This window comes from Streptomyces sp. A5-4 (genome assembly GCF_051131715.1).
In the GTDB taxonomy this organism is placed as follows: Bacteria; Actinomycetota; Actinomycetes; order Streptomycetales; family Streptomycetaceae; genus Streptomyces.
Genome location: NZ_CP178591.1, coordinates 2,338,382 through 2,363,455, shown reverse-complemented (window position 1 = coordinate 2,363,455; position 25,074 = coordinate 2,338,382). Strand labels below are relative to the sequence as shown.

Below are 25,074 nucleotides of genomic sequence, written 5' to 3'. Positions count from 1 at the left end.
CCGCCGCCCAGCAGAAGCGCTCTCCGGATCCGGGGGGCGCTTCTCGCGTTCCCTGCCGAGGTGGGATTCGCGCTCGCGCCGAGGTGGGCGGCACGGCGAATGTCACGGTGTAAGTCACCGCGGTCGCTCGTGAGGAGTACCCCGTGGCGTCGAGGCGCGACGGGTCCGTTCTGTTATGAAAGCTACGACCCGCAGCCTCTTACGCCCCGAACGTGAGCGCCTTACTCTGATCACGACTCGTAGGTTACTCGCCAGTTAAACAAGCCAGCCGTCATGCAAGATGCCGCAGGCCCGGAGGACGTCGTGAGCGACACACAGACCTTGATCGAGAACCGGCCGCCGTCCGTGGCGACCCTCTTCGTTGAGCGGGTCGGCGCCACGCCCGACGCCGAGGCCTACCGGTATCCGGTACCTGCCGCTTCGGGGCAGGGGCCGGACAGCTGGAAGTCGCTCAGCTGGGGCCAGGCCGCCGAGCGGGTGTACGCGATCGCGGCCGGGCTGATCGAGCTGGGCGTCGGCCCGGAGGAGCGGGTCGCGCTCGCCTCGAACACCCGCGTCGAGTGGATCCTCGCCGACCTCGGCGTGATGTGCGCGGGGGCCGCCACGACGACGGTCTACCCGTCGACCAACGCCGAGGAGTCGGCGTACATCCTGGCCGACTCCGAGAGCCGGGTGCTGATCGCGGAGGACGCGACCCAGCTGGCCAAGGCACGCGAGAAGCGGGCCGACCTGCCGAACCTCGGCCATGTCGTGGTCATCGACGCCGAGGGCGCGGAGCCCGTCGAGGGCGACCCCGACGGCTGGGTGGTCTCGCTCGCGGACCTGGAGGCGCGCGGGGCGGCGTATCTGGAGAAGAACCCGCAGGCGGTCACGGACCGGGTGGCCGCGATCACCGCGGACCAGCTCGCGACGCTCATCTACACCTCGGGCACCACGGGCCGCCCCAAGGGCGTCCGGCTGCCGCACGACTGCTGGTCGTACATGGCCAAGGCCACGGTGGGAACGGGCCTGATCACCGCGACTGACGTGCAGTACCTCTGGCTGCCGCTCGCGCATGTCTTCGGCAAGGTGCTGACCTCCGGGCAGATCGAGGTCGGGCACGTCACCGCCGTGGACGGCCGGATCGACAAGATCATCGAGAATCTGCCGATCGTCCAGCCGACCTACATGGCCGCAGTGCCGAGGATCTTCGAGAAGGTCTACAACGGGGTCGCTGCCAAGGCGCGGGCCGGTGGCGGCGCCAAGTACAAGATCTTCCTGTGGGCGGCCGGGGTCGCCCGTGAGTACGCCAAGGTCACCCAGGACAACTTCCGGCGTACGGGCACGGCATCGGCGCCCTTCGCGCTGGCCGCCAAGCACAAGGTCGCCGACACGCTCGTCTTCGCCAAGATCCGCGAGGCCTTCGGCGGCAACCTGCGCGCCTGTGTCTCGGGCTCGGCCGCGCTCGCGCCCGACATCGGCTTCTTCTTCGCCGGCGCCGGCATCCACATCCTGGAGGGGTACGGGCTCACCGAGTCCAGCGCCGCCTCCTTCGTGAACCCCGGTGAGGCGTACCGCACCGGCACGGTCGGCAAGCCGTTGCCCGGTACGGAGGTGCGCATCGCGGACGACGGCGAGATCCTGCTGCGCGGCCCCGGCGTCATGCAGGGCTATCACGGCCTGCCCGAGAAGACCGCCGAAGTGCTTGAGCCCGACGGCTGGTTCCACACGGGCGACATCGGCGAGCTGTCCGTGGACGGGTATCTGAAGATCACGGACCGCAAGAAGGACCTGATCAAGACGTCGGCCGGCAAGTACATCGCGCCGGCCGAGGTCGAGGGCCAGTTCAAGGCGGTGTGCCCGTTCGTCTCCAACATCCTGGTGCACGGCGCCGACCGGAACTTCTGCACGGCGCTGATCTCCCTCGACGGGCCGACGATCCTCGGCTGGGCCGAGGAGCACGGCATGAAGGGCAGGTCCTACGCCGACGTGGTCGCCTCCAAGGAGGTCCTGGAGCTGGTCGACGGCTATGTGAAGCGGCTCAACGAGGGCCTGCAGCGCTGGCAGACGATCAAGAAGTTCCGGCTGCTGCCGCGCGACCTGGACATCGAGCACGGCGAACTGACGCCCAGCCTCAAGCTGAAGAGGCCGGTGGTCGAGCGTGAGTACAAGAACCTGATCGAGGACATGTACACGGGGTCGCGGGAGGCGTGACGGCCGGGGGTACGGGGGTCGTCCCCCGGGTGGTGGTTGCCGCGGGGTCGCGCGAGGCGTGACGGCCGGGGGTGCGGGGGCTTCCCCCCGGGGCGGGTCCGCCGGCGGCGTGACGGCCGGGGGCAAGTACGCGGGCGCGGTTGGGGTCAGTGGTTGCCCCGGCCGCGCCTCATCTCCTCCAGGCCAGTTCCTCCTCGATCGCCGCCAGTTGCTCGGCGAGCCGCGCGAACGACTCCTGCTCCTGGGTCAGCAGCCTCTCCAACTGCCGGTTTTTTCGGTGCAGTTCCAGGAACACGGTGACCTTGGCGCGCAGGACCCAGGGGTCGAACGGCTTGGTGAGGAAGTCCGCGGCGCCCGTGGCGTATCCCCGGAAGGCGTAGCCGGAGTCCGATTCCGTCCCGGTCAGGAAGATGATCGGGACGTCCTTCGTCTGGTCCAGCCGTTTGATGTTGGACGCGGTCTCGAAGCCGTCCATGCCGGGCATGCGGACGTCGAGCAGGATGACCGCGAACCTCTCCCGCAGCAGGGCCTTCATCGCTTCCTCACCCGAACGGGCCCGGACCAGCGGCTCGTTCAGGCCGCCGAGCACCGCTTCCAGCGTGCCACGGCCGTGGTCACCGCCGCGATGTCGCGCACCTGATCGGTGAGCCGGGCGGCCATCGTGTTGACCGCCTCCGTGACATCACGCCAACTGCCCGACAAGCGCTGCACCTTGGCGCGGCCACCGAGTCGCCCCTCGGTGCCGACCTCGCGGGCCACCCGGGTCACCTCGCCGGTGAACAGCGACAGCTGGTCGACCATTTTGTTGACGGCCCGGCCGAGTCTGCGCATGTCGCCGCGCAACCGCCGGTTTCCGTCGTGCAGATCGACCCGCTGGGTCAGATCGCCGCCCGCCACCGCGTCGAGCACCCGGGTGGCGTTCGCCGCGGGCACCGCCAGGGAGTCGAGCAGGGTGTTGGTGCTGGTGACGCTCGCGCTCCAGGAGCCCCGTCCCGGGCTGGCCGCCAGCCGCTCGTCCAGCCGGCCGTGCCGGACGACCTCGGTGTGTACGCGCGTCAGCTCGTCGCTGAAGTACTCGGTGCGGTCGGCGATCTGATTGAACGCGGTGGCCAGGTCCGCGGCCATCCCTTCGCGCGCCTCCGGCAGTCGGCCTCGGAAGTTGCCGTCGCGCAGCGCTGTCAGAGCGGCCAGCAGCGGGCGCAACTCGGAGAGGGGGACCCCTCCGTCACCGGAGGGTGGCATAGCACGGTCGTCGCTCATAGAGGCCCACTTCGGTGACTCGGTGCTTATGGGCGCGGTCAGTCTGTCACTCTGTCGGAGTCGGCGGCGGCGTAATGGGAGAACCGTGAGCGAACCGATCGGGGGCCGGGCCGTGGGGCCTTTTCCGATGCAGCGAGAGACGACGTACCGCTCGACGCACCTGCCCGTGACGCTGCCCGGCGCCCCTCCGGCCGCCTGTACCAGCCTGCCCGGAAATCCGCTCGCGCCCGGCGCGGCCCGCCGGTTCGTCCGCGCTGCGCTCGCCGAATGGACCGGGCTCGGGCTGCCGGCCGCCGCCGGTTTCACCGACTGGTTCGCGGACGACGCGGTGGTCCTCGTCAATGAGCTGGTGACCAACGCGGTCGTCCACGCCGGCACGACCGTCGAGCTCGTGTGCCACCTGGAGGAGGCCAGGGAGGGCGATCCGGCCGCCCTGGTGCTCGAAGTCTCCGACCACCACCCCACCCGCGTCGTACGCAATGAACCGGCGGCCCTGAAGTCGGACGGCCGCGGGCCCGAGTCCGGGCGCGGCCTGCACCTGATCGCCGCCCTCTCCGAGCGCTGGGGCGTCACCTACCGTGCCGGCCTCAAGACCGTCTGGGCCCGCATCCCCATCGAGGGCGCGTCCGGCCCCGCGACGTCGGCGGCGCCGTCCGACAGCGCCGACCAGGCGCTGCAGCGCGGGCCGCGCAGTGTCGAGATCCTCGCCCCGGTGCCCCGGCGGATCACCCGCGAGCACGACGCGGACTGGATCAACCGCGGCGCGCTGTCCTTCCTCGCCGAAGCCTCCGACCTGTTCACCGGCCAGTTCGACGAGGACATGGTGGCCGCGCTCGCCGGACAGCTGCTGGTGCCCAGGCTCGCCGACTGGTGCGCGGTGTGGCTGGAGGGCGAGGGGGGCGTGGCACGGCTCTCCCGGGTCTGGCACCAGCGCGAGAGCAGCATCGAGGAGCTGCGGGCCCGGGTGGAGAAGGAGCCGCCCAGACTGCCGGACTCGGCCCGCGGCGGGCCCGTCCCGGTGCCGTGGCCGGGCGAGGGCGACGTGGACGGCTGTGACGGTGCGGCGGTCGCCTACCGGCTGATCGCGGGCGGCCGCGGCGTCGGCACGATGATGCTAGGGCGGGCGGGGCTGCCGCGGATGCCCGACGAAGTGACCGCCCTGATCGAGGACTTCGTGCGGCGCGTCGCCGTCGCGGTCGCCGCGGCCCGCCAGTACACCCAGCAGGTCACCATCAGCCGGGTCCTCCAGCGGGCCCTGCTGCCGGGCCGAATGGCCGACATTCCCGGGATCGAGAAGGCCCTGGTGTACCAGCCGCGCGGGCAGGGGCTCGCGGGCGGCGACTTCTACGACGTCATCGCGGGCCCCGAGGGCACCTGGTGCTTCACCCTCGGCGACGTCCAGGGCAACGGGCCGGAGGCGGCGGTCGTCACCGGCCTGGTCCGGCCGTGGCTGCGGCTGCTCGCCCGGGAGGGCCGCGGGGTCGGCGAGCTCCTCGACCGGCTGAACCGGCTGCTCCTCGACGACGCGTTGGAAGCGGTGGAAGCCGCGGCCCGGCTGGCCGCGGCGACCGCGGCTGCCTCCGACGCAGGCATCCCCGGGGGTCTCCCGGGGGCTGTGGTGGGCGGGACAGTGCCGGAAGGGCCCCAGTCGCGGTTCCTGTCCTTGCTGTACGGGGAGCTGGTGCCGCTGCCCGCCGAGACCGGCGGCGGAGCCCGCTGCACCCTGGCCTGCGCGGGTCACCCACTGCCGCTCATCCTGCGGCCCGACGGCAGCGTGCGGCCCGCGGTCGCGTCGCAGGTGCTTCTCGGGGTGGTCGAGGACGTCGCGTTCGAGAGCGAGACCTTCGTTCTGGAGACCGGCGACACCCTCCTGTGCGTCACGGACGGGGTGACCGAGCGGCGCTCGGGGCGGCGGATGTTCGACGACGGGGACGGCCTCGCGGCGGCGCTGGGGCGGTGCGCGGGGCTCAGCGCGCAGGGCATCGTCGAGCGGATCATGCGCGAGGTGTACGACTTCTCGCCGGTGCCGCTCGACGACGACGTGGCGCTGCTGGTGCTGCAGGCGCAGTGACGGGCCCTCGGTTGCGCCCCTGGTCCGGGCGGCGCGGGGACCCGCGGCGGCCTGGGACACTGGGGGAATGCCTTCCGTACTGCCCGATGGTGAGCCCGTGCCCGACGACGGGGCGCTGCCTCTCCATGCCCTGGACGGTGCGCGCGAGCGACCGCTCGGCTTCTACCTGCATGTTCCGTACTGTGCGACGCGCTGCGGATACTGCGACTTCAACACCTACACGGCCACCGAGCTGCGCGGCTCCGGCGGTGCGCTGGCCTCCCGGGACAACTACGCCGACACCCTGATCGACGAGATCCGCCTCGCCCGGAAGGTGCTGGGCGACGACCCCCGGCCGGTACGGACGCTGTTCGTGGGCGGGGGTACGCCGACGCTGTTGGCGGCGGGTGATCTCGTACGGATGCTGGGGGCGGTCCGGGACGAGTTCGGGCTGGCCGAGGACGCCGAGATCACGACCGAGGCGAACCCGGATTCGGTGGACCCGGCGTATCTGGCGGCTCTGCGGGACGGTGGCTTCAACCGGGTCTCGTTCGGGATGCAGAGCGCGAAGCAGCACGTGCTGAAGGTGCTGGACCGCACGCACACCCCCGGGCGTCCCGAGGCGTGTGTCGCGGAGGCCAGGGCGGCGGGCTTCGAGCATGTGAACCTGGACCTGATCTACGGCACACCGGGAGAGTCCGACGCGGACTGGCAGGCGTCGCTGGACGCGGCGATCGGGGCCGGGCCCGACCACGTCAGCGCCTACGCGCTGATCGTGGAGGAAGGGACCCAGCTGGCGCGGCGGATCCGGCGGGGCGAGGTCCCCATGACGGACGACGACGTGCACGCCGACCGGTATCTGATGACGGAGTCGGCGCTGTCCGCGGCCGGCTTCGAGTGGTACGAGGTGTCGAACTGGGCCACTTCGGAGGCCGCGCGCTGCCTGCACAACGAGCTGTACTGGCGCGGCGCGGACTGGTGGGGCGCGGGTCCCGGCGCGCACAGCCACGTGGGCGGTGTGCGGTGGTGGAACGTCAAGCACCCCGGCGCGTACGCGCAGGCGCTGGGGGAGGGGCGGTCGCCCGGGGCGGGGCGCGAGGTGCTTCCGGCGGAGGACCGGCGTATCGAGCGGATCCTGCTGGAGCTGCGACTGGTCGACGGCTGCCCGGTCTCGCTGCTCGCTCCCGCCGGGCTGGCCGCTGCGGAGCGGGCGGTAAGGGACGGGCTCCTGGAGGCCGCCCCTTACGCGGCCGGGCGGGCCGTGCTGACGCTGCGGGGGCGGTTGCTGGCGGACGCGGTGGTTCGGGATTTGGTGGACTGACCCCGTCGGGGTCTGGCGGTGCGGAGGCCGCGGGAGCGGTGCGCGGGGCGGGGGCGCGACGCGGGTCGCCCGCGGCGCTGATCTTCCACCCGCCCCTTCCCTGATCTGTGGGCCCGCCCCCGGACCCCGTGCCTCAACCGCCGGAGTGGCTGGATTTCGGGGTCGGGAGACAGGGACGGGATCGGGCGCGCCCGGGCCTGTTGGACCAACCCCCAGCTGCCCGCCCCGCCTGCCCTCGCGGGCTTCGCCCCTACGGCGTGGGCGCCGTGACGAAGTCGATCAGTTCTTCCACTCTGCCCAGCAGTTCCGGCTCCAGGTCCCGGTAGGAATGGACCGACGCCAGGATGCGCTGCCACGCCGCCCCGGTGTTCTCCGGCCAGCCCAGCGCCCGGCACACGCCCGTCTTCCAGTCCTGGCCGCGCGGCACCCTCGGCCAGGCGGGGATCGCGACCGCGGAGGGCTTCACCGCCTCCCACACATCGATGTACGGGTGGCCCACGACCAGCACGCTCGCGTCCGAGACCTGCGCGGCGATGCGTGACTCCTTCGAACCCGGGACCAAGTGGTCGACCAGGATGCCCAGCCGGGCGTCGGGGGCCGGGGCGAAGGCCTCGACGATCGCCGGGAGGTCGTCGATTCCCTCCAGGTACTCCACGACCACGCCCTCGATGCGCAGGTCGTCGCCCCAGACCCGCTCGACGAGTTCCGCGTCGTGGCGGCCCTCCACGTAAATGCGCCCGGCGCGCGCGACCCTGGCACGCGCCCCCGGCACCGCGACCGAGCCCGACGCCGTGCGCGTGCGGCGCAGGGGGGCGGGGGCCGCCGCGCCGGGGCGTACCAGCGTGACCGGGCGGCCCTCCAGGAGGAAGCCGCGCGGTTCCATCGGGAACACCCGGTGCTTGCCGTGGCGGTCCTCCAGGGTGACCGTCGGGCCCTGGGCCGTCTTCTCGCAGCGGACCACCGCACCGCAGAAGCCCGTGGTGACCTCCTCCACGACAAGATCGTGCTCGGCGGCCACTTCTGGAGCGGGGGCGGTCTTCTTCCACGGCGGGGTCAGATCGGGCCCGTACTGTCGACTGCGCATCGGCCGACGATATCCCCGAGTCCCCTGCCGGGGTGACGTCAGGACACGCTGTAGCGGGCCGCCAGCGCGTCCCGCTGGGCGCGTACGAAGGCCGCGTCGACGACCGCCCCGTGCCCCGGCACGTACACGGCGTCCTCGCCGCCCAGGGCGAGCAGCCGATCCAGCGCGGCCGGCCACCGGGACGGGTGCGCGTCCGCGCCGGCCTGCGGCTCGCCCGACTCCTCGACCAGGTCGCCGCAGAAGACGACCTGGGGGCTGCCGGGCACCAGGACCGCCAGGTCGTGACCGCTGTGCCCCGGACCCACGTTCACCAGGAGCACCTGACGGCCGCCGCCCAGGTCCAGCGTCCACTCACCGCAGACGGTGTGCTGCGGTGCGACCAGCAGGTCGGCCGCCTCCGCGGCCTCGGCCGCCGCGACACCGTGGCGGATCGCACTGTCGCGCACCGCGTCCCGGCTCCGCCCGAGGAACGCGTCCAGGCCCGCCGCCCCGTACACCTCGGCGCCCGAGAACACCGCCGTGCCCAGCACATGATCGAAGTGGGAATGACTCAGCGCGACATGCGTCACCCGGTGCCCGAGCAGGGCCTGCGCCTGGGTGCGCAGCTCGGCACCCTCCTTGAGGGTCGAGCCGGTGTCGATCACCAGAGCCCGGCCGGTGCCCGCGACCAGCCCGGTCGTCGCGTCCCACCCGGGCAGGCGCCGCCGCCCCACCCCCGGTGCGAGCCGCTCCCACCCTGCCTCTTCCCAACTGACGTCCATACCGCGACGCTAGACCCATCCAGGCACACTCCGCCCGCTGAACAGCGCCGTCGTGCGACATCGTGAGCGGCCGCCCTTGCTAGGGGCGCACCTCCCCGCCGTACACTGGCCAGGGAGATTTGCTGGCACTCACCCGCAGCGAGTGCCAAGCAGAAGCCGACGACCGACAGCTGGAGGTGTGCGCCATGCTCAGCGAACGCAGACTCGAGGTGCTGCGCGCCATCGTCCAGGACTACGTGGGCACCGAGGAGCCGGTGGGCTCCAAGGCGCTCACCCAGCGGCATAAGCTCGGTGTCTCCCCGGCCACGGTCCGCAATGACATGGCCGCCCTGGAGGATGAAGGTTTCATCGCCCAGCCGCACACCAGCGCAGGGCGGATTCCGACGGACAAGGGCTACCGCCTGTTCGTGGACCGGCTCGCGGGGGTCAAGCCCCTGTCGACGCCCGAGCGCCGCGCGATCCACAGCTTCCTGGACGAAGCACTGGACCTCGACGACGTGGTGGCCCGCACGGTCCGGCTGCTCGCGCAGCTGACCCGGCAGGTCGCCGTCGTGCAGTACCCGTCGCTCACGCGCTCGACGGTGCGCCACGTGGAATTGCTCTCACTGGCGCCCGCCCGTCTGATGCTCGTGCTGATCACGGACACCGGACGGGTCGAGCAGCGCATGATCGACTGTCCCGCGCCGTTCGGTGAGGCCTCGCTGGCGGACCTGCGCGCCCGGCTCAACAGCCGGGTCGTGGGGCGTCGTTTCGCGGACGTACCGCAGCTGGTGCAGGATCTCCCGGAATCCTTCGACACGGACGACAGAGGAACCGTTTCGACGGTGCTGTCCTCTCTCCTGGAGACTCTGGTCGAGGAGACCGAGGAGCGGCTGATGATTGGCGGCACCGCCAATCTCACCCGCTTCGGACATGATTTTCCCCTCACCATCCGGCCGGTGCTGGAAGCGCTGGAGGAGCAGGTCGTGCTCCTCAAGCTGCTGGGTGAGGCAACAGATTCGACCATGACCGTACGAATCGGTCATGAGAACGCCCATGAGGGGCTGAGTTCCACGTCCGTCGTCGCAGTCGGCTACGGTTCGGGCGACGAGGCAGTCGCCAAACTCGGCGTGGTCGGACCGACCCGCATGGACTACCCCGGAACGATGGGAGCGGTACGCGCAGTGGCACGTTACGTCGGACAGATCCTGGCGGAGTCGTAAGTGGCCACGGACTACTACGCCGTACTCGGCGTGCGCCGCGACGCTTCCCAGGACGAGATCAAGAAGGCATTCCGTCGGCTCGCCCGCGAGCTGCACCCGGATGTCAATCCTGACCCCAAGACACAAGAACGCTTCAAGGAGATCAACGCCGCCTACGAGGTGTTGTCGGACCCGCAGAAGAAGCAGGTCTACGACCTCGGTGGTGACCCGCTCTCGCAGGCGGGCGGCGGAGCCGGCGGCTTCGGCCAGGGCGGCTTCGGGAACTTCTCGGACATCATGGACGCCTTCTTCGGAACGGCGTCCCAGCGTGGGCCGAGGTCGCGGACGCGGCGTGGCCAGGACGCGATGATCCGGCTGGAGATCGACCTCAACGAGGCGGCCTTCGGTACGACCAAGGAAATCCAGGTCGACACGGCCATCGTGTGCACGACCTGCAGCGGTGAGGGCGCCGCGCCGGGCACCTCCGCGCAGACCTGTGACATGTGCCGCGGTCGTGGTGAGGTGTCGCAGGTCACCCGGTCCTTCCTGGGTCAGGTCATGACCTCGCGGCCGTGCCCCCAGTGCCAGGGCTTCGGCACGGTCGTGCCGACGCCGTGCCCGGAGTGCGCGGGCGACGGCCGGGTCCGGTCCCGTCGCACGCTCACGGTCAAGATCCCGGCCGGTGTCGACAACGGCACCAGGATCCAGCTGGCAGGCGAGGGCGAAGTCGGCCCCGGCGGCGGTCCGGCGGGCGATCTGTACGTCGAGATCCACGAGTTGCCGCACGCGGTGTTCCAGCGGCGCGGTGACGATCTCCACTGCACGGTCACCATCCCGATGACGGCGGCGGCGCTCGGCACGAAGGTGCCGCTGGAGTCGCTGGACGGCATCGAGGAGATCGACATCCGGCCCGGTTCGCAGTCGGGCCAGTCGATCCCGTTGCACGGGCGTGGCATCACGCATCTGCGGGGTGGCGGCCGGGGCGACCTGATCGTGCACGTCGAGGTGCTGACCCCGCAGAAGCTGGACCCGCAGCAGGAGGACCTGCTGCGCCAGTTCGCGAAGCTGCGTGGCGAGGAACGCCCCATCGGGCAGTTCCAACCCGGGCAGCAGGGGTTGTTCTCCCGGCTGAAGGACGCGTTCAACGGGCGCTGACGCGGCTCGTGGCCGGGTCGGCCGGGGATTGCCCCGGGGGCCCCGGCCGGTCCGGCCGTCGGCTCTGCCGCAGGTGGGCTCCGCCGCCGGCGTCGCGCGCCTCGCGGGGCGCACGGCCCGATTCGGCGCAGTGCGGAGGACGTGAAACGATGTGTTCATGTCCTCCGCACTGACCGATCTCTGTCGCTCTCCGATCGTGCAGGCCCCCATGGCGGGCGGCGCATCGTGTCCTCAGCTGGTCGCGGCGGTCTCCGAGGCCGGTGGTCTCGGTTTCCTGGCCGCCGGTTACAAGACCGCCGACGGCATGTACGAGGAGATCAAGCAGCTGCGGGGGCTGACGCCCCGGCCGTTCGGCGTCAACCTCTTCATGCCGCAGCCCAACTCCGCCGACCCGGCCTCCATCGAGGTGTACCGCCATCAGCTCGCGGGCGAGGCCGGCTGGTACGAGACCCCTCTCGGCGAGACCGACGGCGGCTCCGACGACGGCTACGAGGCGAAGCTAGCCATCCTCCTCGACGATCCCGTCCCCATCGTCTCCTTCACCTTCGGCTGCCCCGCCCGCCCCGTACTCGACTCGTTCGCCAAGGTCGGCACCTTCACCGTCGTGACGGTCACCACGCCCGAGGAGGCGCAGGCCGCGCAGTGGTCCGGCGCCGACGCCGTGTGCGTGCAGGGCATCGAGGCCGGCGGCCACCAGGGCACACACCGCGACGACCCGCAGACCGACGGCACCGGGATCGGCCTGCTGTCCTTGATCACGCAGGTCCGCGAGACCATACAGCTGCCGATCATCGCGGCCGGCGGCCTGATGCGCGGCGCGCAGATCGCGGCGGTTCTCGCGCTGGGCGCGGAGGCCGCGCAGCTCGGTACGGCGTTCCTGGTCTGTCCCGAGTCCGGGGCCAACGCCCTGCATAAGCAGGCCATGACGAACCCGCTGTTCGTACGCACGGAGCTCACCCGCGCCTTCTCCGGCCGCCCCGCCCGCGGCCTCGTCAACCGCTTCATGCGCGAGCACGGCCCGTACGCCCCGGCCGCCTACCCCCAGGTGCACCACATCACCTCCGGCCTGCGCAAGGCCGCGGCCAAGGCGGGCGACGCCCAGGGCATGGCCCTGTGGGCGGGCCAGGGGCACCGGATGGCGCGCGAGCTGCCCGCCGGACAGCTCGTCGAGGTGCTGGCGGCGGAGACCGACGCCGCGCGGGCCGAACTGGCCCTGCGGGACGTCTCGGCGCCGGTGAAGCGCGGCGAGGTGTCATGACGGCTCCGGTCTTCGTCGTCGACGAACTGGCTTCCGGGCCCGGGGGCAGGTTTGTGCTGGACGGGCCCGAGGGGCGGCACGCCGTCACCGTAAAGCGGCTGCACGCCGGTGAGGACGTCGTCCTGACGGACGGCCGCGGCAGCTGGGCGGAGTGCGTCGTACTGGCGACCGAGGACAAGGACCGGCTGGTGGTCCAGCTGGACTCGGTCTCCGAGGAGCCAACACCCGCGCCCCACCTGACCGTTGTCCAGGCTCTCCCCAAGGGCGACCGCGGCGAAGTGGCCGTCGAGACCATGACGGAGACCGGGGTCGACGCGATCGTGCCGTGGCACGCGTCCCGCTGCATCACGCAGTGGCGGGGGGAGCGCGGCCTCAAGGCCCTGGCCAAGTGGCGTGCGACGGCCCGCGAGGCGGGCAAGCAGTCGCGCCGGGTGCGCTTCCCCGAGGTCGCCGACGTCATGAGCACCAAGCAGGTGGGCGCACTTCTGGCCACCGCCGACTTCGCGGCCGTCCTGCACGAGGACCCTTCGGTGGGCAGCGAGGCCCTGGCCACCGCCCAACTCCCCGACGTGGGGACGATCGTGCTGGTCGTCGGTCCCGAAGGGGGCGTCTCCCCGGACGAGTTGGCGCTTTTCGCGCAGGCCGGGGCCGAGCCGTACCGGCTGGGTCCGAGTGTGCTGCGTACCTCCACCGCCGGAACCGCCGCCGCCGCGCTGCTCCTCGGACGCACCGGCCGCTGGTCCTGACCCGGTCCGTCCCCAGGGTCCTTCCCTCCAGGATCCGCCTCCCAGGAAGGGCATTGTGATGGAACTCGCCCAGGTCCGGCTGCTCGTCTCGGACTTCCCCGCCTGCTACCGCTTCTATGGCGAAGTGCTCGGCCTGACACCGCAGTCGGGCTTCGCGCACGGCCCGTACGAGAAGTTCTCGCCACTCGGGGGCTCCGCCGGGATCGCCCTCCAGGACCGCGCCGTGATGGCCGAGGTCCTCGGGGAGCTGGCCGACGTGCCGGACGGCCACCGTTCGCTCGTGGTGCTGCGCGTCGACGACCTCGACCGCTACTGCCAGGAGATCGCCGGCCGCGGCGCCGACCTGGTGCACGGGCCCGCCCCGCTGACCGACCGGATGCGCGTGGCACACCTGAAGGACCCCGAGGGCAACCTCGTGGAGCTTCAGGAGTGGCTGCTGATGCAGGGCTGACCACCCTGGGCCCGGCCTGACCGCCAAGGCCCGCCAGGACGTGGCCGCAACCTGTCTTTTCCATCCGGCCGCCGGGTGGGAGGCTGCCGCCCATGGGGGCTTTGAGGCGCATACGACACCGGCGCACTCTGGCGGCGATCGGCCTCGCCGGTGCGGCGGTCGTGGCGGTCGCGGCCTGCGAGCCGGGAGCGGGCGGACTGAGCTCGGTGGCCGTGGCCATGACCACCGACCAGACCGGCACCCGCGCACTGGAGCGCGCCGGCGTCGATGTGCGGTGGATGAGCTGTACGGCGACGGTCGGCGAGGGCCGCAGGGTGGCTACGAGCACCACCGCGCCGACCCGCTCCGCCCGCGGCGTCGCGTCCGTCAAGTGCGAGGGCGAGACCAAGGACGGGCAGGAGATCCGTATCGGGGGCAAGGTGACCGAGGAGCGCGACGGGCGCTGCGTACGCGGCGACCTGACGGCCCGGGTCGACAGCAGGACCGTTTTCCAGGCCGATGTCCTCGGCAACTGCCAGGCCGCGCCGACCACCAGGAACCCGACGCCGCCCATCAGCCACGAGCCGACGCGGACCCCGGACCCGCGTCCGCCGGGCGACGACCCGCCTCGGCCCACCGTGACCGTCACGGCCACCGTCACCGCGGACCCGGAACCCACCTGCGCGTGCCCGCCGTCGAAGTGACAGGCGACGCGGCGAGGGGCGCCGGGGGAACGGCAGAGGGAATGCGAGGGGCATCGAAGCGACCGCTAAGTGAGTGCGAGACCGCGACCACCCTGACAGCCGGTGACCTCGCTCCTAGTATGGGGAGTTGGCCGGTGTCGAGCGGATGGGGCAGGCATGTCGGAATCGGGCTGGCGCTGGCAGCGGGGTGACCTCCCGAGCGAGATGACGAGCTTTGTCGGCCGGGAGACCGAAATCGAATCGGTACGCGCGCTGTTCGGCAGCGCCCGCATGGTCACGCTCCTGGGGCCGGGGGGCGTCGGCAAGACCCGGATCGCGGTGCGGGCCGCGGCCTCGCTCGCGGACCAGTTCCGCGGCGGCGTAAGGATGGTGGAGCTCGCCGGGGTGCACGACGGCGAGCTCATCCCGTACACCGTGGGCGCAGCCTTCGGCCTGCCCGAGGGCAACGGACGCAGCCCGCTCGACATGGTGGTGGAGTTCCTCCGCGACGAGCAGACGCTGCTGGTCCTCGACACCTGTGAGCATCTCGTCGACGCCTGCGCGATGTTCGCCGAGATCCTGCTCAGCAGCTGCCGCGATCTGCGGCTGCTCCTCACCAGCAGGCAGGCGCTCGACGTACCGGCCGAGCACGCCGTGCCGGTCGCCCCGCTGCGGGTCCCGGCCGCCACGGTCGCCGGCGACATAGAGCGTTACGACGCGGTGAAGCTGTTCGTGGAGCGGGCCGCCGCCGCCAGCCCCGGCTTCGCGGTCACCCCGGACAACCGCGAGCAGGTGATGGCCGTCTGCCGGCGCCTCGACGGCATCCCGCTCGCCCTCGAACTCGCCGCCGTACGGCTGCGCGCCCTGCCCCTGGACCAGGTGCTGCGCCGCCTGGAGAACCGCTTCCGCGGCCTCGGCGGCGGCCGGGCCGCGCAACTGCGCCATCACACCCTGCGGACCACCATCGACTGGAGCCACGACCTGTGCACGCCCGAGGAGCAGACCCTGTGGGCCAGGCTCTCGGTCTTCGCGGGCGGCTTCGACCTGGAGGCCGCGGAGCAGGTCTGCGTGGACGCGGACCGCGACGCGTACGACATCGTCGACCATCTGATCGGTCTGGTCGACAAGTCGGTGGTGGTACGCCAGGAGGACGCGTCGGGGGACCGCTACCGGATGCTCGACACCATCCGTGAGTACGGCGCCGAACGGCTCGCGGAGTCCGGCGAGGCCCGGCAGTTCGTGGCCTGCCACCGCGACTACTACCTGCGGCTGGCCCGAGAGTCCTACACGGCCTGGGCGGGCGCGGACCAGATCGCCTGGACCCACCGGCTCGACCGGGAGATCGACAACTTCCGCGCGGTGTTCGAGTCGAGCTTCGTGCCCGGCGAGGAGGCGGCTGCGGTGGCCCTGGCCGGGGCGCTGCAAGGGCTGTGGATCGGGCGCAGCAGGCTGGCCGAGGGGCGCCGCTGGTGCGACCGGGCGATCGAGACGGGCTGCGGCGACGATGCCGAGCGCTCCCGGGTGCTCTGGCAGAGCGCCTACTGCACCGGTATCCAGGGCGACATGGCCGCGGCGGTGCCCGTCGTCCAGCTGGCCATCGAGGCCGCGGACCGCGCCGGGGACCGGCGCAGCCGCACGCTCGGTCTGGTGGCCCTCGCCGGGGCGTACATCTACCTGGACCGCAAGGACGAGGCGCGGCGGCTCAGCGAGGAGGCCATCGCCCTGGCCGAGGAGCTCCGCGAGCCCCTGCTGCTCGCCTGGGCCTACCGCGACCTGGGCATGCACTACATCTGGACCGGTGACCTCACCCGGGCCGAGCGCGAGCTGCGGCACGCCGTCGAGGTGCTGCCGGAGGGCGAGTGCTGGCAGTCGGGCACCGCCAGGCTCCTGCTGGCGTTCACCCGGCTGCTGCGCGGCGACCATGTCGCCGCGCAGCAGTACGGCCGCCGCGGCCTGCGCGACCTGGCCGCGCTGCCCGAGCGGTTCGGTACGGGCAACTGCCTCGCGTTGCTGAGCTGGTGCGCCGCCGAGGACGGGCGGTTCGCGGACGCCGCCGTGCTGCTGGGCGGGGCGCAGGCCGTGGCGCGCGGTGTCTGTTCGCTCTTCCAGGGCGACGCCACGCTGCTGGCGCTGCTCGCCGAGAGCCAGACGCGGATCGGGCAGGCCCTGGGGGCGGCCGAGGGGAAGCGGCTGGTGGCCGAGGGTGAGGTGTTCGGTCTGGCCAGGGTGGTGTCCTTCGCCCTGGGCGAGCCGGTGGACCCGCTGCCGGACGCCGACACGCCCCCCGGGCCCTCGCTCGCGGCCCTCACCCGCCGCGAACGCGAGGTCGCCGCGCTCGTGCACCGGGGCATGTCCAACCGGGAGATCTCCGAGCAGCTGGTCATCTCCAAGCGCACCGCCGACGCCCATGTCGAGCACATCCTCGCCAAGCTCGGCTTCGCCTCCCGCGGGGAGATCGCCGCCCTGGTGGGCGCGGACAAGACGGGCCTACCTAGGTAGGGGCCCGGCGGGAAATAGGTGTACGGATCTCCGGTCCAGGTCCACGCGCGGGCGCGGGGCCCCGCGCCACAGTGCTCGCATGTCCGCAACGACCGACCCCGACCATGCCCTCGTCGCCGACCTCACCGCACGCCTCGCCACCACCCGCCTGGTCACCCTGACCGGGCCCGCTGGTGTCGGCAAGACCCATCTCGCGGCCCGGGTCGCCCAGGCCGTGGAGCTGCCCGTCCACCACGCCGACCTCGCCGCCTGCGGCGACGCCGCGCTGGTCCCGCACGCCGTCGCTGCCTCCCTGCACGCCGCGGCGACACCGGGGCCCGACCCCACGGACGTTGTGCTGCGGCTGCTCGCGGGCCGGCGCGGTCTGCTCGTACTGGACACCTGTGAGCACGTGCGGTCCGGCTGCGCCTACCTCGTGGGCCGGCTGCACGACAGCTGCCCGCGCCTGCAGATCCTCACCACGAGCCGCTCCCCGCTCGGAGTGCCGGGTGAACAGACCGTCGCGGTGCGCCCGTTGCCGAGCGAACGGACGGTGGAACTGCTGCGGGAGAAGGCCGAGGTGCATGGCGTCGCGCTGTCCAGCTTCTGGAGCCGGATGCTGGCGGAGCGGCTCGACGGCGACCCGCTGAGCGTGCTACTGGCCGCGCGCAGCCTGCGTGCCACCGAACCAGAGCGGTTGTACGGGAGCCTGTGCACCCCGGGCGAGCGGTTCGACGTGCTGATACACGGTCCGAAGGAACCCGCCAGGCACCGCACTCTGCTGAACGCGATCGAGTGGAGCCACGATCTGTGCGGCCGGGCCGAGCGGCTGCTGTGGGCCAGGCTCTCCTCGTTCACCGGCAGCTTCACCGGCGACCAGGTCAGGACGGTCTTCACCGGCGGCGCCGAACTGGCCTCGCTCGTCGACGCGTCGGTGGTGCTGCGCGAGGCCGGCGGGGCGTACCGGCTGCCGCTGGCGCACCGGGAGTACGGGCAGGTCCGGCTGGCCGGACTCGGCGGCCCGCAGGCCCGGACAGCGGGGAGCGGCTGCTGAGCGGGCGGGCCCGTCGGCGGCCGGTGGGAGGCGACGGCTCCGGGGTACCGGATCAGACATACTTGATCGGTACATCCTGAGCGGCACGTCCTGACCGAACCGAGGAGGCCACGGACCATGGCGGGAGAACCACAGGCGGACTGCCTGTTCTGCAAGATCGTCGCGGGTGAGGTGCCCGCGACCGTCGTCCGCGAGACGGAAACCACCGTCGCGTTCCGCGACATCAACCCCCAGGCCCCGACCCACGTCCTGGTCATCCCCAAGGTGCACCACCCCGACGGCGCCTCGCTCGCCGCCGCCGAGCCGCAGATCGCGGCGGACGTGCTGCGCGAGGCGGGCGTCGTCGCGGCCGAGGAGAAGATCGTGGCCACCGGCTACCGGGTCATCTTCAACACCGGCAGGGGCGCGGGCCAGACCGTCTTCCACGCGCACGCCCACGTGCTCGGCGGACGCGGTCTCAACTGGCCCCCCGGATAAGGCAGAACCAGTGTCCGTACGAGAGCTGGTGGTCCTCGGCACCGCCAGTCAGGTCCCCACCCGGCACCGCAACCACAACGGCTATCTGCTGCGCTGGGACGGCGAGGGCATCCTCTTCGATCCCGGCGAGGGCACCCAGCGCCAGATGCTGCGCGCCGGAGTCGCCGCGCACGACCTGAACCGGATCTGCGTCACGCACTTCCACGGCGACCACTCGCTGGGCCTGGCCGGCGTGATCCAGCGCATCAACCTCGACCGGGTCCCGCACCCCGTCACCGCGCACTACCCGGCGAGCGGGCAGCACTTCTTCGACCGGCTGCGGTACGCCACCGCCTACCGCGAGACGGTGAAGCTGACCGAGGCGCCGGTCGCCGCCGACGGGGTACTGGCCACCGCACCGGCCTACGTCCTCGACGCCCGCAGGCTCTCGCACCCCGTCGAGTCGTACGGCTACCGCCTCACCGAGCCGGACGGGCGCCGCATGCTGCCCGCGCTGCTCGCCGAGCACGGCGTCGGAGGGCCGGACGTCGGCCTGCTGCAGCGCGACGGGCAGCTGCGCGGTGTCACGCTCGACCAGGTCAGCGAGGCGCGGCCCGGACAGCGCTTCGCGTTCGTCATGGACACCCGGCTGTGCGACGGCGTGTACGCGCTCGCCGAGGGTTGCGACATGCTCGTCATCGAGTCGACGTTCCTCGACGAGGACGAGAAGCTGGCCGTCGACCACGGCCACCTGACCGCGGGCCAGGCGGCGCGGGTGGCACACGAGGCGGGCGTACGCCACCTCGTCCTGACCCATTTCTCGCAGCGCTACAGCGACCCGGATGCCTTCGAACGCCAGGCCCGCGAGGCCGGGTTCGACGGCGAACTGACTGTCGCCGCCGACCTGTTGAGAGTGCCGCTGCCCAAGCGCAGCCCCTGAACCACCACGCCGCCCCGATCGACCCCGACGAGAAGAACCTTCATGCACCTCCCCAAGGCCGAACTGCACCTCCACATCGAAGGAACCCTCGAACCAGAGCTGGCCTTCGCGCTCGCCGAGCGGAACGGGGTGAAGCTGCCCCACGCCGACACCGAGGAGCTGCGCCGCGCCTACCTCTTCGACGACCTCCAGTCCTTCCTCGACCTGTACTACGCGCTGATGGCCGTGCTGCGCACGGAGGAGGACTTCGAGGAGCTCGCCGACGCCTATCTGGCGCGCGCCGCGCAGCAAGGGGTGCGGCACGCGGAGATCTTCTTCGACCCGCAGGCGCACACCGCGCGCGGTGTGCCGATCGCCACCGTGATCGAGGGGCTGGCCCGCGCCCTGGACCGCGGCGAGGAACGGCACGGCATCTCCACCCGGCTGATCATGTGCTTCCTGCGCGACGAGACCGCCGAATCGGCGCTGGCGACGCTGGCGGACGCCAAGCCGCACCTGCACCGGATCGCCGCCGTCGGCCTGGACTCGGCGGAGGTCGGGCACCCGCCGTCGAAGTTCCGTGAGGTGTACGAGGAGGCCGCCGCCCTCGGGCTGCGCAGGGTCGCGCACGCCGGCGAGGAGGGCCCGCCGGCGTACATCTGGGAGGCCCTGGACATCCTGGGGGTCGAGCGCGTCGACCACGGGCTGCGGTCCATGGAGGATCCGGAGCTGGTGGAGCGGCTGGTGCGGGACCGGGTGCCACTGACCCTGTGCCCGCTGTCGAACGTACGGCTGCGGACCATCGACATCCTGGAGCAGCACCCGCTGCGGGAGATGATGGCGGCCGGGCTGCTCGTGACGGTGAACTCCGACGACCCGGCCTACTTCGGCGGTTACGTCGGGGACACCTTCCACGCCGTCCACGAGGCGCTCGGGCTCGACCAGGAGCAGCTGCGCGAGCTGGCGCGCAATTCCTTCCTGGCCGCCTTCCTCGACGACGACGAGGAGCGCCGCGCCCGGTATCTCGCCGAGGTCGACGCACACGTCTTCTGACGGCCCCGGCACAACGGTCGTGCCCCGACCGTTGTGCCCCCACCGTTGACGCACTTCGGTGCGCCTCCCTACGCTGCATCTTCATACGTGGACATCGTTTACATACGGAGATGACTAGCTGTGACGGACCTGACCATCACCGAAGTCCGGCTGACCCCCGTTCTCATCTCTGACCCGCCCTTGCTCAATGTCCAAGGGGTGCACCAGCCGTACACCCCCCGCCTGGTCGTCGAGGTGGTCACGGCGGGCGGGATCACCGGACTCGGCGAGACGTACGGCGACACCAAGTACCTGGAGCTGGCCCGGCCGTACGCCGAGCTGCTGACCGGCCACGACGCGGCCGACCTCAACGGCCTGTTCACGCTCGCCCAGCGGGTCGGCGTCGACCGGGCGCGCGAGGACCACGCCATCGACGTCGGCGGGCTGCGCGGCGTCCAGACCGCCGACAAGCTGCGGCTGTCCGTCGTCTCCGCCTTCGAGGTGGCCTGCCTGGACGTCCTGGGCAAGGCGTACGGGCAGCCCGTGCACACGCTTCTCGGCGGCAAGGTCCGCGACCACGTCGAGTACAGCGCGTACCTCTTCTACCGCTGGGCCGAGCACCCCGGCGGCGCCGGCGAGAGCGACGACTGGGGCGCGGCGCTCGACCCGGCGGGCATCGTGGAGCAGGCCCGGCGCTTCGTGCGCGACCACGGCTTCGGCTCCTTCAAGCTCAAGGGCGGCGTCTTCGAGCCCGAGCAGGAGATCGCCGCCGTGCGGGCACTCGCCGAGGCCTTCCCCGGCCACCCGCTGCGGTTGGACCCCAACGGCGCCTGGACGACCGAGACCTCCCTGAAGGTCGCCAAGGAGCTCGCCGGGGTCCTCGAATACCTGGAGGACCCGGCGCCGGGCACCCCGGCGATGGCCGAGGTGTCCGCGGGGACCGACGTGCCGCTCGCCACCAACATGTGCGTGACGACCTTCCCCGAGATCCGCGAGGCGTTTCGCACCGACGCCGTCCAGGTGATCCTCTCCGACCACCACTACTGGGGCGGACTGCGCAACACCCGTGAACTGGCCGCGATCTGCCGGACCTTCGGCGTCGGCCTGTCCATGCACTCCAACACGCACATGGGCATCAGCCTCGCCGCGATGACCCATGTCGCCGCCACCGTCCCCAACCTGGACCACTCCTGCGACAGCCACTACCCGTGGCAGACCGAGGACGTCATCACCCGGCGCCACACCTTCGACGAGGGCCGCCTGACCGTGTCCGACGCCCCCGGCCTCGGCGTCGAGCTCGACCGGGACGCCTTGGAGCGCCTGCACCGCCGCTGGCTCGACGAGACGGCGTACGGCGCGATGCGCGACCGCGACGACGCCGCCGCGATGCGCGCGGCCGACGGTCACGAGCAGTGGACGGCGCCACAGCTGCCGCGCTGGTGACGCCCGGCGTGCGCGGACGGGATCGTTCACATCCCTGACGTATTGCCGCCGACCCCGCTGGACGCGTATCGGGCACACTGGCCTGAATCCGCACCACCAGGTATCACCCCAGGGGAGCGCACGGTGAGAACGCACGCAGCCAGCAGTGACCATGCCGCACAGTCCGGCGGATCGAGCCACCTCGATCCGCTGGACGGGCTGCGCTCGCCGGACGGGCCGTGCTGCGACGTCTTCCTCACCGGCACGGTCTTCCTCGACATCATCTTCACCGGCCTGGACAGCGCCCCGGTGCGCGGTACCGAGTCCTGGGCGCGCGGCATGGGCTCCAGCCCCGGCGGCGTCGCCAACATGGCCACCGCCCTGGCCAGGCTCGGTCTGCGCACCTCGCTCGCCGCGGCGTTCGGCGACGACCACTACGGCGAGTACTGCTGGGACGCCCTCGCGCAGGGCGAAGGCATCGACCTGGGCATGTCACGGACGGTGCCCGGCTGGCACTCGCCGGTGACCGTCTCCATGGCGTACGAGGGCGAACGGACCATGGTGTCCCACGGCCACGAGGCCCCGCCGCCCGCGGGCCCCGGCCCGTTCCCGCAGTGCCCGCCACGCGCGCGTGGCGCCATCGCCGCGCTGGCCCCCGGCCGCAGCGAGGAGTGGATCGCCGCCGCCGCGCGCGGCGGCGCCAAGGTGTTCGCCGACGTCGGCTGGGACGACACGGGCCGCTGGGACCTGGGCGGCCTCACCGACCTGGAGCACTGCGAGGCGTTCCTGCCCAACGCCGAGGAGGCGATGCGCTACACCCGCACCGACTGCCCGCGCGCCGCGGCCCGCGCGCTGGCCGAGAAGGTGCCGGTCGCCGTCGTGACGCTGGGCGCGGAGGGCGCGTACGCCGTGGACGGCTCGACGGGGGAGACCGCGGAGGTCCCCGCCATCGCCGTCGAGGCGCTCGACCCGACCGGCGCGGGGGACGTCTTCGTCGCCGGCTTCGTCACCGGCACGCTCGCGGGGTGGCCGCTGGCCGACCGGCTGGCGTTCGCCGGGCTGACCGCGGCCCTTTCGGTGCAGGAGTTCGGCGGCTCGCTGTCGGCGCCCGGCTGGTCGGAGATCGCGGCCTGGTGGCGGCAGGTGCGGGCGTGCGACGCGCAGGACCCGCAGGCGCTGCGGCGGTACGCGTTCCTGGAGGAGCTGCTGCCCGCGGCGGGCCGTCCGTGGCCGCTGCGCAGGGCGGTGCCGACGATCGGTTTCCGTACGCCTGCCTAGCCCACCGGCGGGTACCCGCGCACGGGGACACGCGGGGTGCGCCCGAAAAGCCCTCCGCCTTGTCAGTGGGGCGACGTAGGCTTGGTATTCCAGAGGTTGTCGAGCAGCGAGAACCCTGCAACGGGAGGTATGCGCAGGCCTTTGTGCCGGCCCATGACTCAGACACCCCCAGCGCGGACGCCCGAAGAGGCGCGGACGCCCGCAGACGCCCAGACAGCTGCCGCCCCCGCGCCGGGGCAGGCACGAGCCCACTTCTCGGTCCCCGCGATGCACCCGATGGTGACGGTCCTGGGCTCCGGTGACGCTCTGCTGCGCGTGATCGAGAAGTCTTTCCCCGCCGTTGACATCCATGTCCGGGGCAATCAGGTGAGCGTGCTCGGTCAGGAGGCGGAAGTCGCTCTGATCCAGCGCCTGTTCGACGAGATGATGCTGGTGCTCCGCACCGGGCAGCCGATGACGGAGGATGCTGTGGAACGTTCGATCGCCATGCTCAAGGCCGACGGGAGCGGCGACGGCACGGCGACCTCCGAGACCCCGGCCGAGGTGCTCACGCAGAACATCCTCTCCAGCCGCGGCCGCACCATCCGCCCCAAGACGCTCAACCAGAAGCGGTACGTCGACGCCATCGACAAGCACACCATCGTCTTCGGCATCGGCCCCGCGGGCACCGGCAAGACCTATCTCGCCATGGCCAAGGCGGTCCAGGCCCTGCAGTCCCACCAGGTCAACCGGATCATCCTGACCAGGCCCGCCGTCGAGGCGGGCGAGCGGCTCGGCTTTCTGCCCGGCACGCTCTACGAGAAGATCGACCCGTATCTGCGCCCCCTCTACGACGCGCTGCACGACATGCTCGACCCCGAGACGATCCCGCGACTGATGGCGGCGGGGACGATCGAGGTGGCGCCGTTGGCATACATGAGGGGCCGTGCCCAGCCTGTCTTCACCAAGGTGCTGACGCCGGCCGGCTTCCGCCCGATCGGCGAGCTGGAGGTGGGCGATCTGGTCATGGGATCCAACGGGGAGCCGACTCCCGTGCTGGGTGTGTACCCACAGGGAGAGAAGGACATCTACCGGGTCACCGCTCAGGACGGGTCCTCGACCCTCTGCTGCGGCGATCACCTGTGGACGGTCAGGACGGGGTCCGACCGTCGTCGCGACAAGCCGTGGCGGGTCCTTGAGACCAAGGAAATGATCGGCAACCCGCGCGCCGCGCACGCCCGCCGGTACGAGCTGCCGCTGCTGACCGCGCCGGTGTGCTTCCCGCAGCGCGAAGTACCCATGGACCCGTACGCCCTGGGCCTGCTGCTCGGTGACGGGCGCCTGACCGGTTCCACCACGCCTGGTTTCTCCACCAACGACCCCGAACCGGCCGTTGGACTGGAGGCGGCGCTGCCCGGCGTCAAAGTGCGCCACAAAGACCGCGTCGACTACGTCCTGAACCGCGTACGCACGCCGGGTGAGGTCATCACGCTGGAGAATCCGGTAACAGGAGCGCTCCGTACCCTCGACCTGCTCGGCGCCAGGTCACAGTCGACGTTTGTGCCGGACGACTATCTCCTCAACTCCGCTGACGTCCGGCTGGCCCTGCTCCAGGGGCTGCTCGACTCCGATGGTGGGCCGGTGACCCAGGCCGACCGCACGTGCCGCATTCACTACACGACGACATCGATCCTGCTGCGCGACGACGTCATCTCGCTGGTCCAGTCCCTCGGAGGTGTCGCTTACAGCCGTCGAAGGGCTGCGGAGGGCCGGAAACCCGGGAAAGCCGGCGGGCGAGACGTCCACTGTCGCTCTGACGCGCATGTCGTCGATATCAGGCTCCCGGACGGCATCGAGCCCTTCCGGCTCCCCCGCAAGCGCGAGAAGTACCAGGCCGAGGGCGGCGGCGGCCGGCCGATGCGCTTCATCGACAGCATCGACCCCGCAGGCCATGAGGAGGCCGTGTGCATCCAGGTCGCGGCCGCCGACTCGCTGTACGTCACCGAGGACTACCTGCTGACCCACAACACCCTCAATGACGCGTTCATCATCCTCGACGAGGCGCAGAACACCAGCGCCGAGCAGATGAAGATGTTCCTGACCCGGCTGGGCTTCGACTCCCAGATCGTCATCACGGGCGACGTCACCCAGGTCGACCTGCCGAGCGGGACGCAGAGCGGTCTGCGTCAGGTCCAGGACATCCTGGAGGGCCTCGACGACGTCCACTTCTCCCGGCTCACCTCCGAGGATGTCGTCCGGCACAAGCTCGTCGGCCGTATCGTCGACGCGTACGAGCAGTACGACAGCCGCAACGGGAAGTAGTAACCCAGCACC

The 25,074-nt window shown here is 71.7% G+C and carries 19 protein-coding genes and 2 pseudogenes; 17 read left to right on the top strand and 4 right to left on the bottom strand.

Features of this window, described 5'->3' with window-relative positions:
- Window positions 1-303: 303 nt before the first annotated feature.
- Window positions 304-2,193, top strand: coding sequence for an AMP-dependent synthetase/ligase (locus ACLLJJ_RS10875; RefSeq protein ID WP_434589366.1), 1,890 nt, complete (start codon window positions 304-306; stop codon window positions 2,191-2,193).
- 169 nt (window positions 2,194-2,362) lie between these two features.
- Here ACLLJJ_RS10875 and ACLLJJ_RS10870 read toward each other — a convergent pair.
- Both ACLLJJ_RS10870 and ACLLJJ_RS10865 read right to left on the bottom strand, forming a co-directional pair.
- A pseudogene (locus ACLLJJ_RS10870) lies at window positions 2,363-2,791 on the bottom strand (response regulator); the annotation flags it as partial.
- A pseudogene (locus ACLLJJ_RS10865) lies at window positions 2,791-3,435 on the bottom strand (HAMP domain-containing protein); the annotation flags it as partial. The pseudogenes ACLLJJ_RS10870 and ACLLJJ_RS10865, both read right to left, overlap by 1 nt.
- Window positions 3,436-3,580: 145 nt before the next feature.
- On the opposite strand from ACLLJJ_RS10865, the gene ACLLJJ_RS10860 reads away from it, so the two are divergent.
- Window positions 3,581-5,524, top strand: coding sequence for a SpoIIE family protein phosphatase (locus ACLLJJ_RS10860; protein WP_434589364.1), 1,944 nt, complete (start codon window positions 3,581-3,583; stop codon window positions 5,522-5,524).
- Between the two features lie 67 nt (window positions 5,525-5,591).
- On the top strand, window positions 5,592-6,824 hold the full coding sequence (gene hemW / locus ACLLJJ_RS10855; protein WP_434589362.1) for a radical SAM family heme chaperone HemW: 1,233 nt from the start codon (window positions 5,592-5,594) through the stop codon (window positions 6,822-6,824).
- Window positions 6,825-7,074: 250 nt separating this feature from the next.
- On the opposite strand, the gene ACLLJJ_RS10850 is transcribed toward hemW, so the two are convergent.
- Window positions 7,075-7,908 (bottom strand): DUF3097 domain-containing protein, encoded by an 834-nt coding sequence (locus tag ACLLJJ_RS10850; RefSeq protein ID WP_434589360.1) that lies wholly within the window; start codon window positions 7,906-7,908, stop codon window positions 7,075-7,077.
- A gap of 38 nt (window positions 7,909-7,946) precedes the next feature.
- On the bottom strand, window positions 7,947-8,669 hold the full coding sequence (locus ACLLJJ_RS10845) for an MBL fold metallo-hydrolase (RefSeq protein WP_434589358.1): 723 nt from the start codon (window positions 8,667-8,669) through the stop codon (window positions 7,947-7,949).
- Between the two features lie 185 nt (window positions 8,670-8,854).
- On the opposite strand from ACLLJJ_RS10845, the gene hrcA reads away from it, so the two are divergent.
- The 14 genes from hrcA (at window position 8,855) to ACLLJJ_RS10775 (ending at window position 25,062) form a co-directional block, all read left to right on the top strand.
- Complete coding sequence (gene hrcA, locus ACLLJJ_RS10840; RefSeq protein WP_434589356.1) at window positions 8,855-9,871, top strand: heat-inducible transcriptional repressor HrcA; 1,017 nt, start codon at window positions 8,855-8,857, stop codon at window positions 9,869-9,871.
- A complete protein-coding gene (dnaJ, locus tag ACLLJJ_RS10835) occupies window positions 9,872-11,005 on the top strand; it encodes a molecular chaperone DnaJ (RefSeq protein ID WP_283520367.1) in 1,134 nt (377 codons plus the stop codon).
- Window positions 11,006-11,162: 157 nt separating this feature from the next.
- Complete coding sequence (locus tag ACLLJJ_RS10830; RefSeq protein ID WP_434589354.1) at window positions 11,163-12,263, top strand: nitronate monooxygenase; 1,101 nt, start codon at window positions 11,163-11,165, stop codon at window positions 12,261-12,263.
- A complete protein-coding gene (locus tag ACLLJJ_RS10825; RefSeq protein WP_434589352.1) occupies window positions 12,260-13,009 on the top strand; it encodes a 16S rRNA (uracil(1498)-N(3))-methyltransferase in 750 nt (249 codons plus the stop codon). Before ACLLJJ_RS10830 ends, ACLLJJ_RS10825 begins: the two co-directional genes overlap by 4 nt.
- A gap of 58 nt (window positions 13,010-13,067) precedes the next feature.
- Entirely contained in the window at window positions 13,068-13,460 is a 393-nt protein-coding gene (locus tag ACLLJJ_RS10820; protein ID WP_434589351.1) for a VOC family protein, read from the top strand.
- A gap of 92 nt (window positions 13,461-13,552) precedes the next feature.
- On the top strand, window positions 13,553-14,143 hold the full coding sequence (locus ACLLJJ_RS10815; protein WP_434589349.1) for a hypothetical protein: 591 nt from the start codon (window positions 13,553-13,555) through the stop codon (window positions 14,141-14,143).
- 156 nt (window positions 14,144-14,299) lie between these two features.
- Entirely contained in the window at window positions 14,300-16,621 is a 2,322-nt protein-coding gene (locus tag ACLLJJ_RS10810; protein ID WP_434589347.1) for an ATP-binding protein, read from the top strand.
- A 79-nt stretch (window positions 16,622-16,700) separates the two neighbouring features.
- Complete coding sequence (locus tag ACLLJJ_RS10805; protein ID WP_434589345.1) at window positions 16,701-17,654, top strand: ATP-binding protein; 954 nt, start codon at window positions 16,701-16,703, stop codon at window positions 17,652-17,654.
- 117 nt (window positions 17,655-17,771) lie between these two features.
- Window positions 17,772-18,131: a histidine triad nucleotide-binding protein gene (locus ACLLJJ_RS10800; RefSeq protein ID WP_434589343.1), complete on the top strand. Its 360-nt coding sequence runs from the start codon at window positions 17,772-17,774 to the stop codon at window positions 18,129-18,131.
- 10 nt (window positions 18,132-18,141) lie between these two features.
- Window positions 18,142-19,050 carry a ribonuclease Z gene (locus ACLLJJ_RS10795; RefSeq protein ID WP_434589341.1) on the top strand — a complete coding sequence of 303 codons (909 nt, stop codon included), beginning with the start codon at window positions 18,142-18,144 and terminating at the stop codon, window positions 19,048-19,050.
- A gap of 42 nt (window positions 19,051-19,092) precedes the next feature.
- Window positions 19,093-20,082 (top strand): adenosine deaminase, encoded by a 990-nt coding sequence (locus tag ACLLJJ_RS10790; protein WP_434589339.1) that lies wholly within the window; start codon window positions 19,093-19,095, stop codon window positions 20,080-20,082.
- Window positions 20,083-20,202: 120 nt separating this feature from the next.
- Window positions 20,203-21,504: a glucarate dehydratase family protein gene (locus ACLLJJ_RS10785; protein ID WP_434589337.1), complete on the top strand. Its 1,302-nt coding sequence runs from the start codon at window positions 20,203-20,205 to the stop codon at window positions 21,502-21,504.
- 123 nt (window positions 21,505-21,627) lie between these two features.
- Window positions 21,628-22,761: a carbohydrate kinase family protein gene (locus ACLLJJ_RS10780; protein ID WP_434589336.1), complete on the top strand. Its 1,134-nt coding sequence runs from the start codon at window positions 21,628-21,630 to the stop codon at window positions 22,759-22,761.
- Between the two features lie 153 nt (window positions 22,762-22,914).
- A complete protein-coding gene (locus tag ACLLJJ_RS10775; protein WP_434589334.1) occupies window positions 22,915-25,062 on the top strand; it encodes a PhoH family protein in 2,148 nt (715 codons plus the stop codon).
- The last annotated feature ends 12 nt before the right edge of the window (window positions 25,063-25,074 follow it).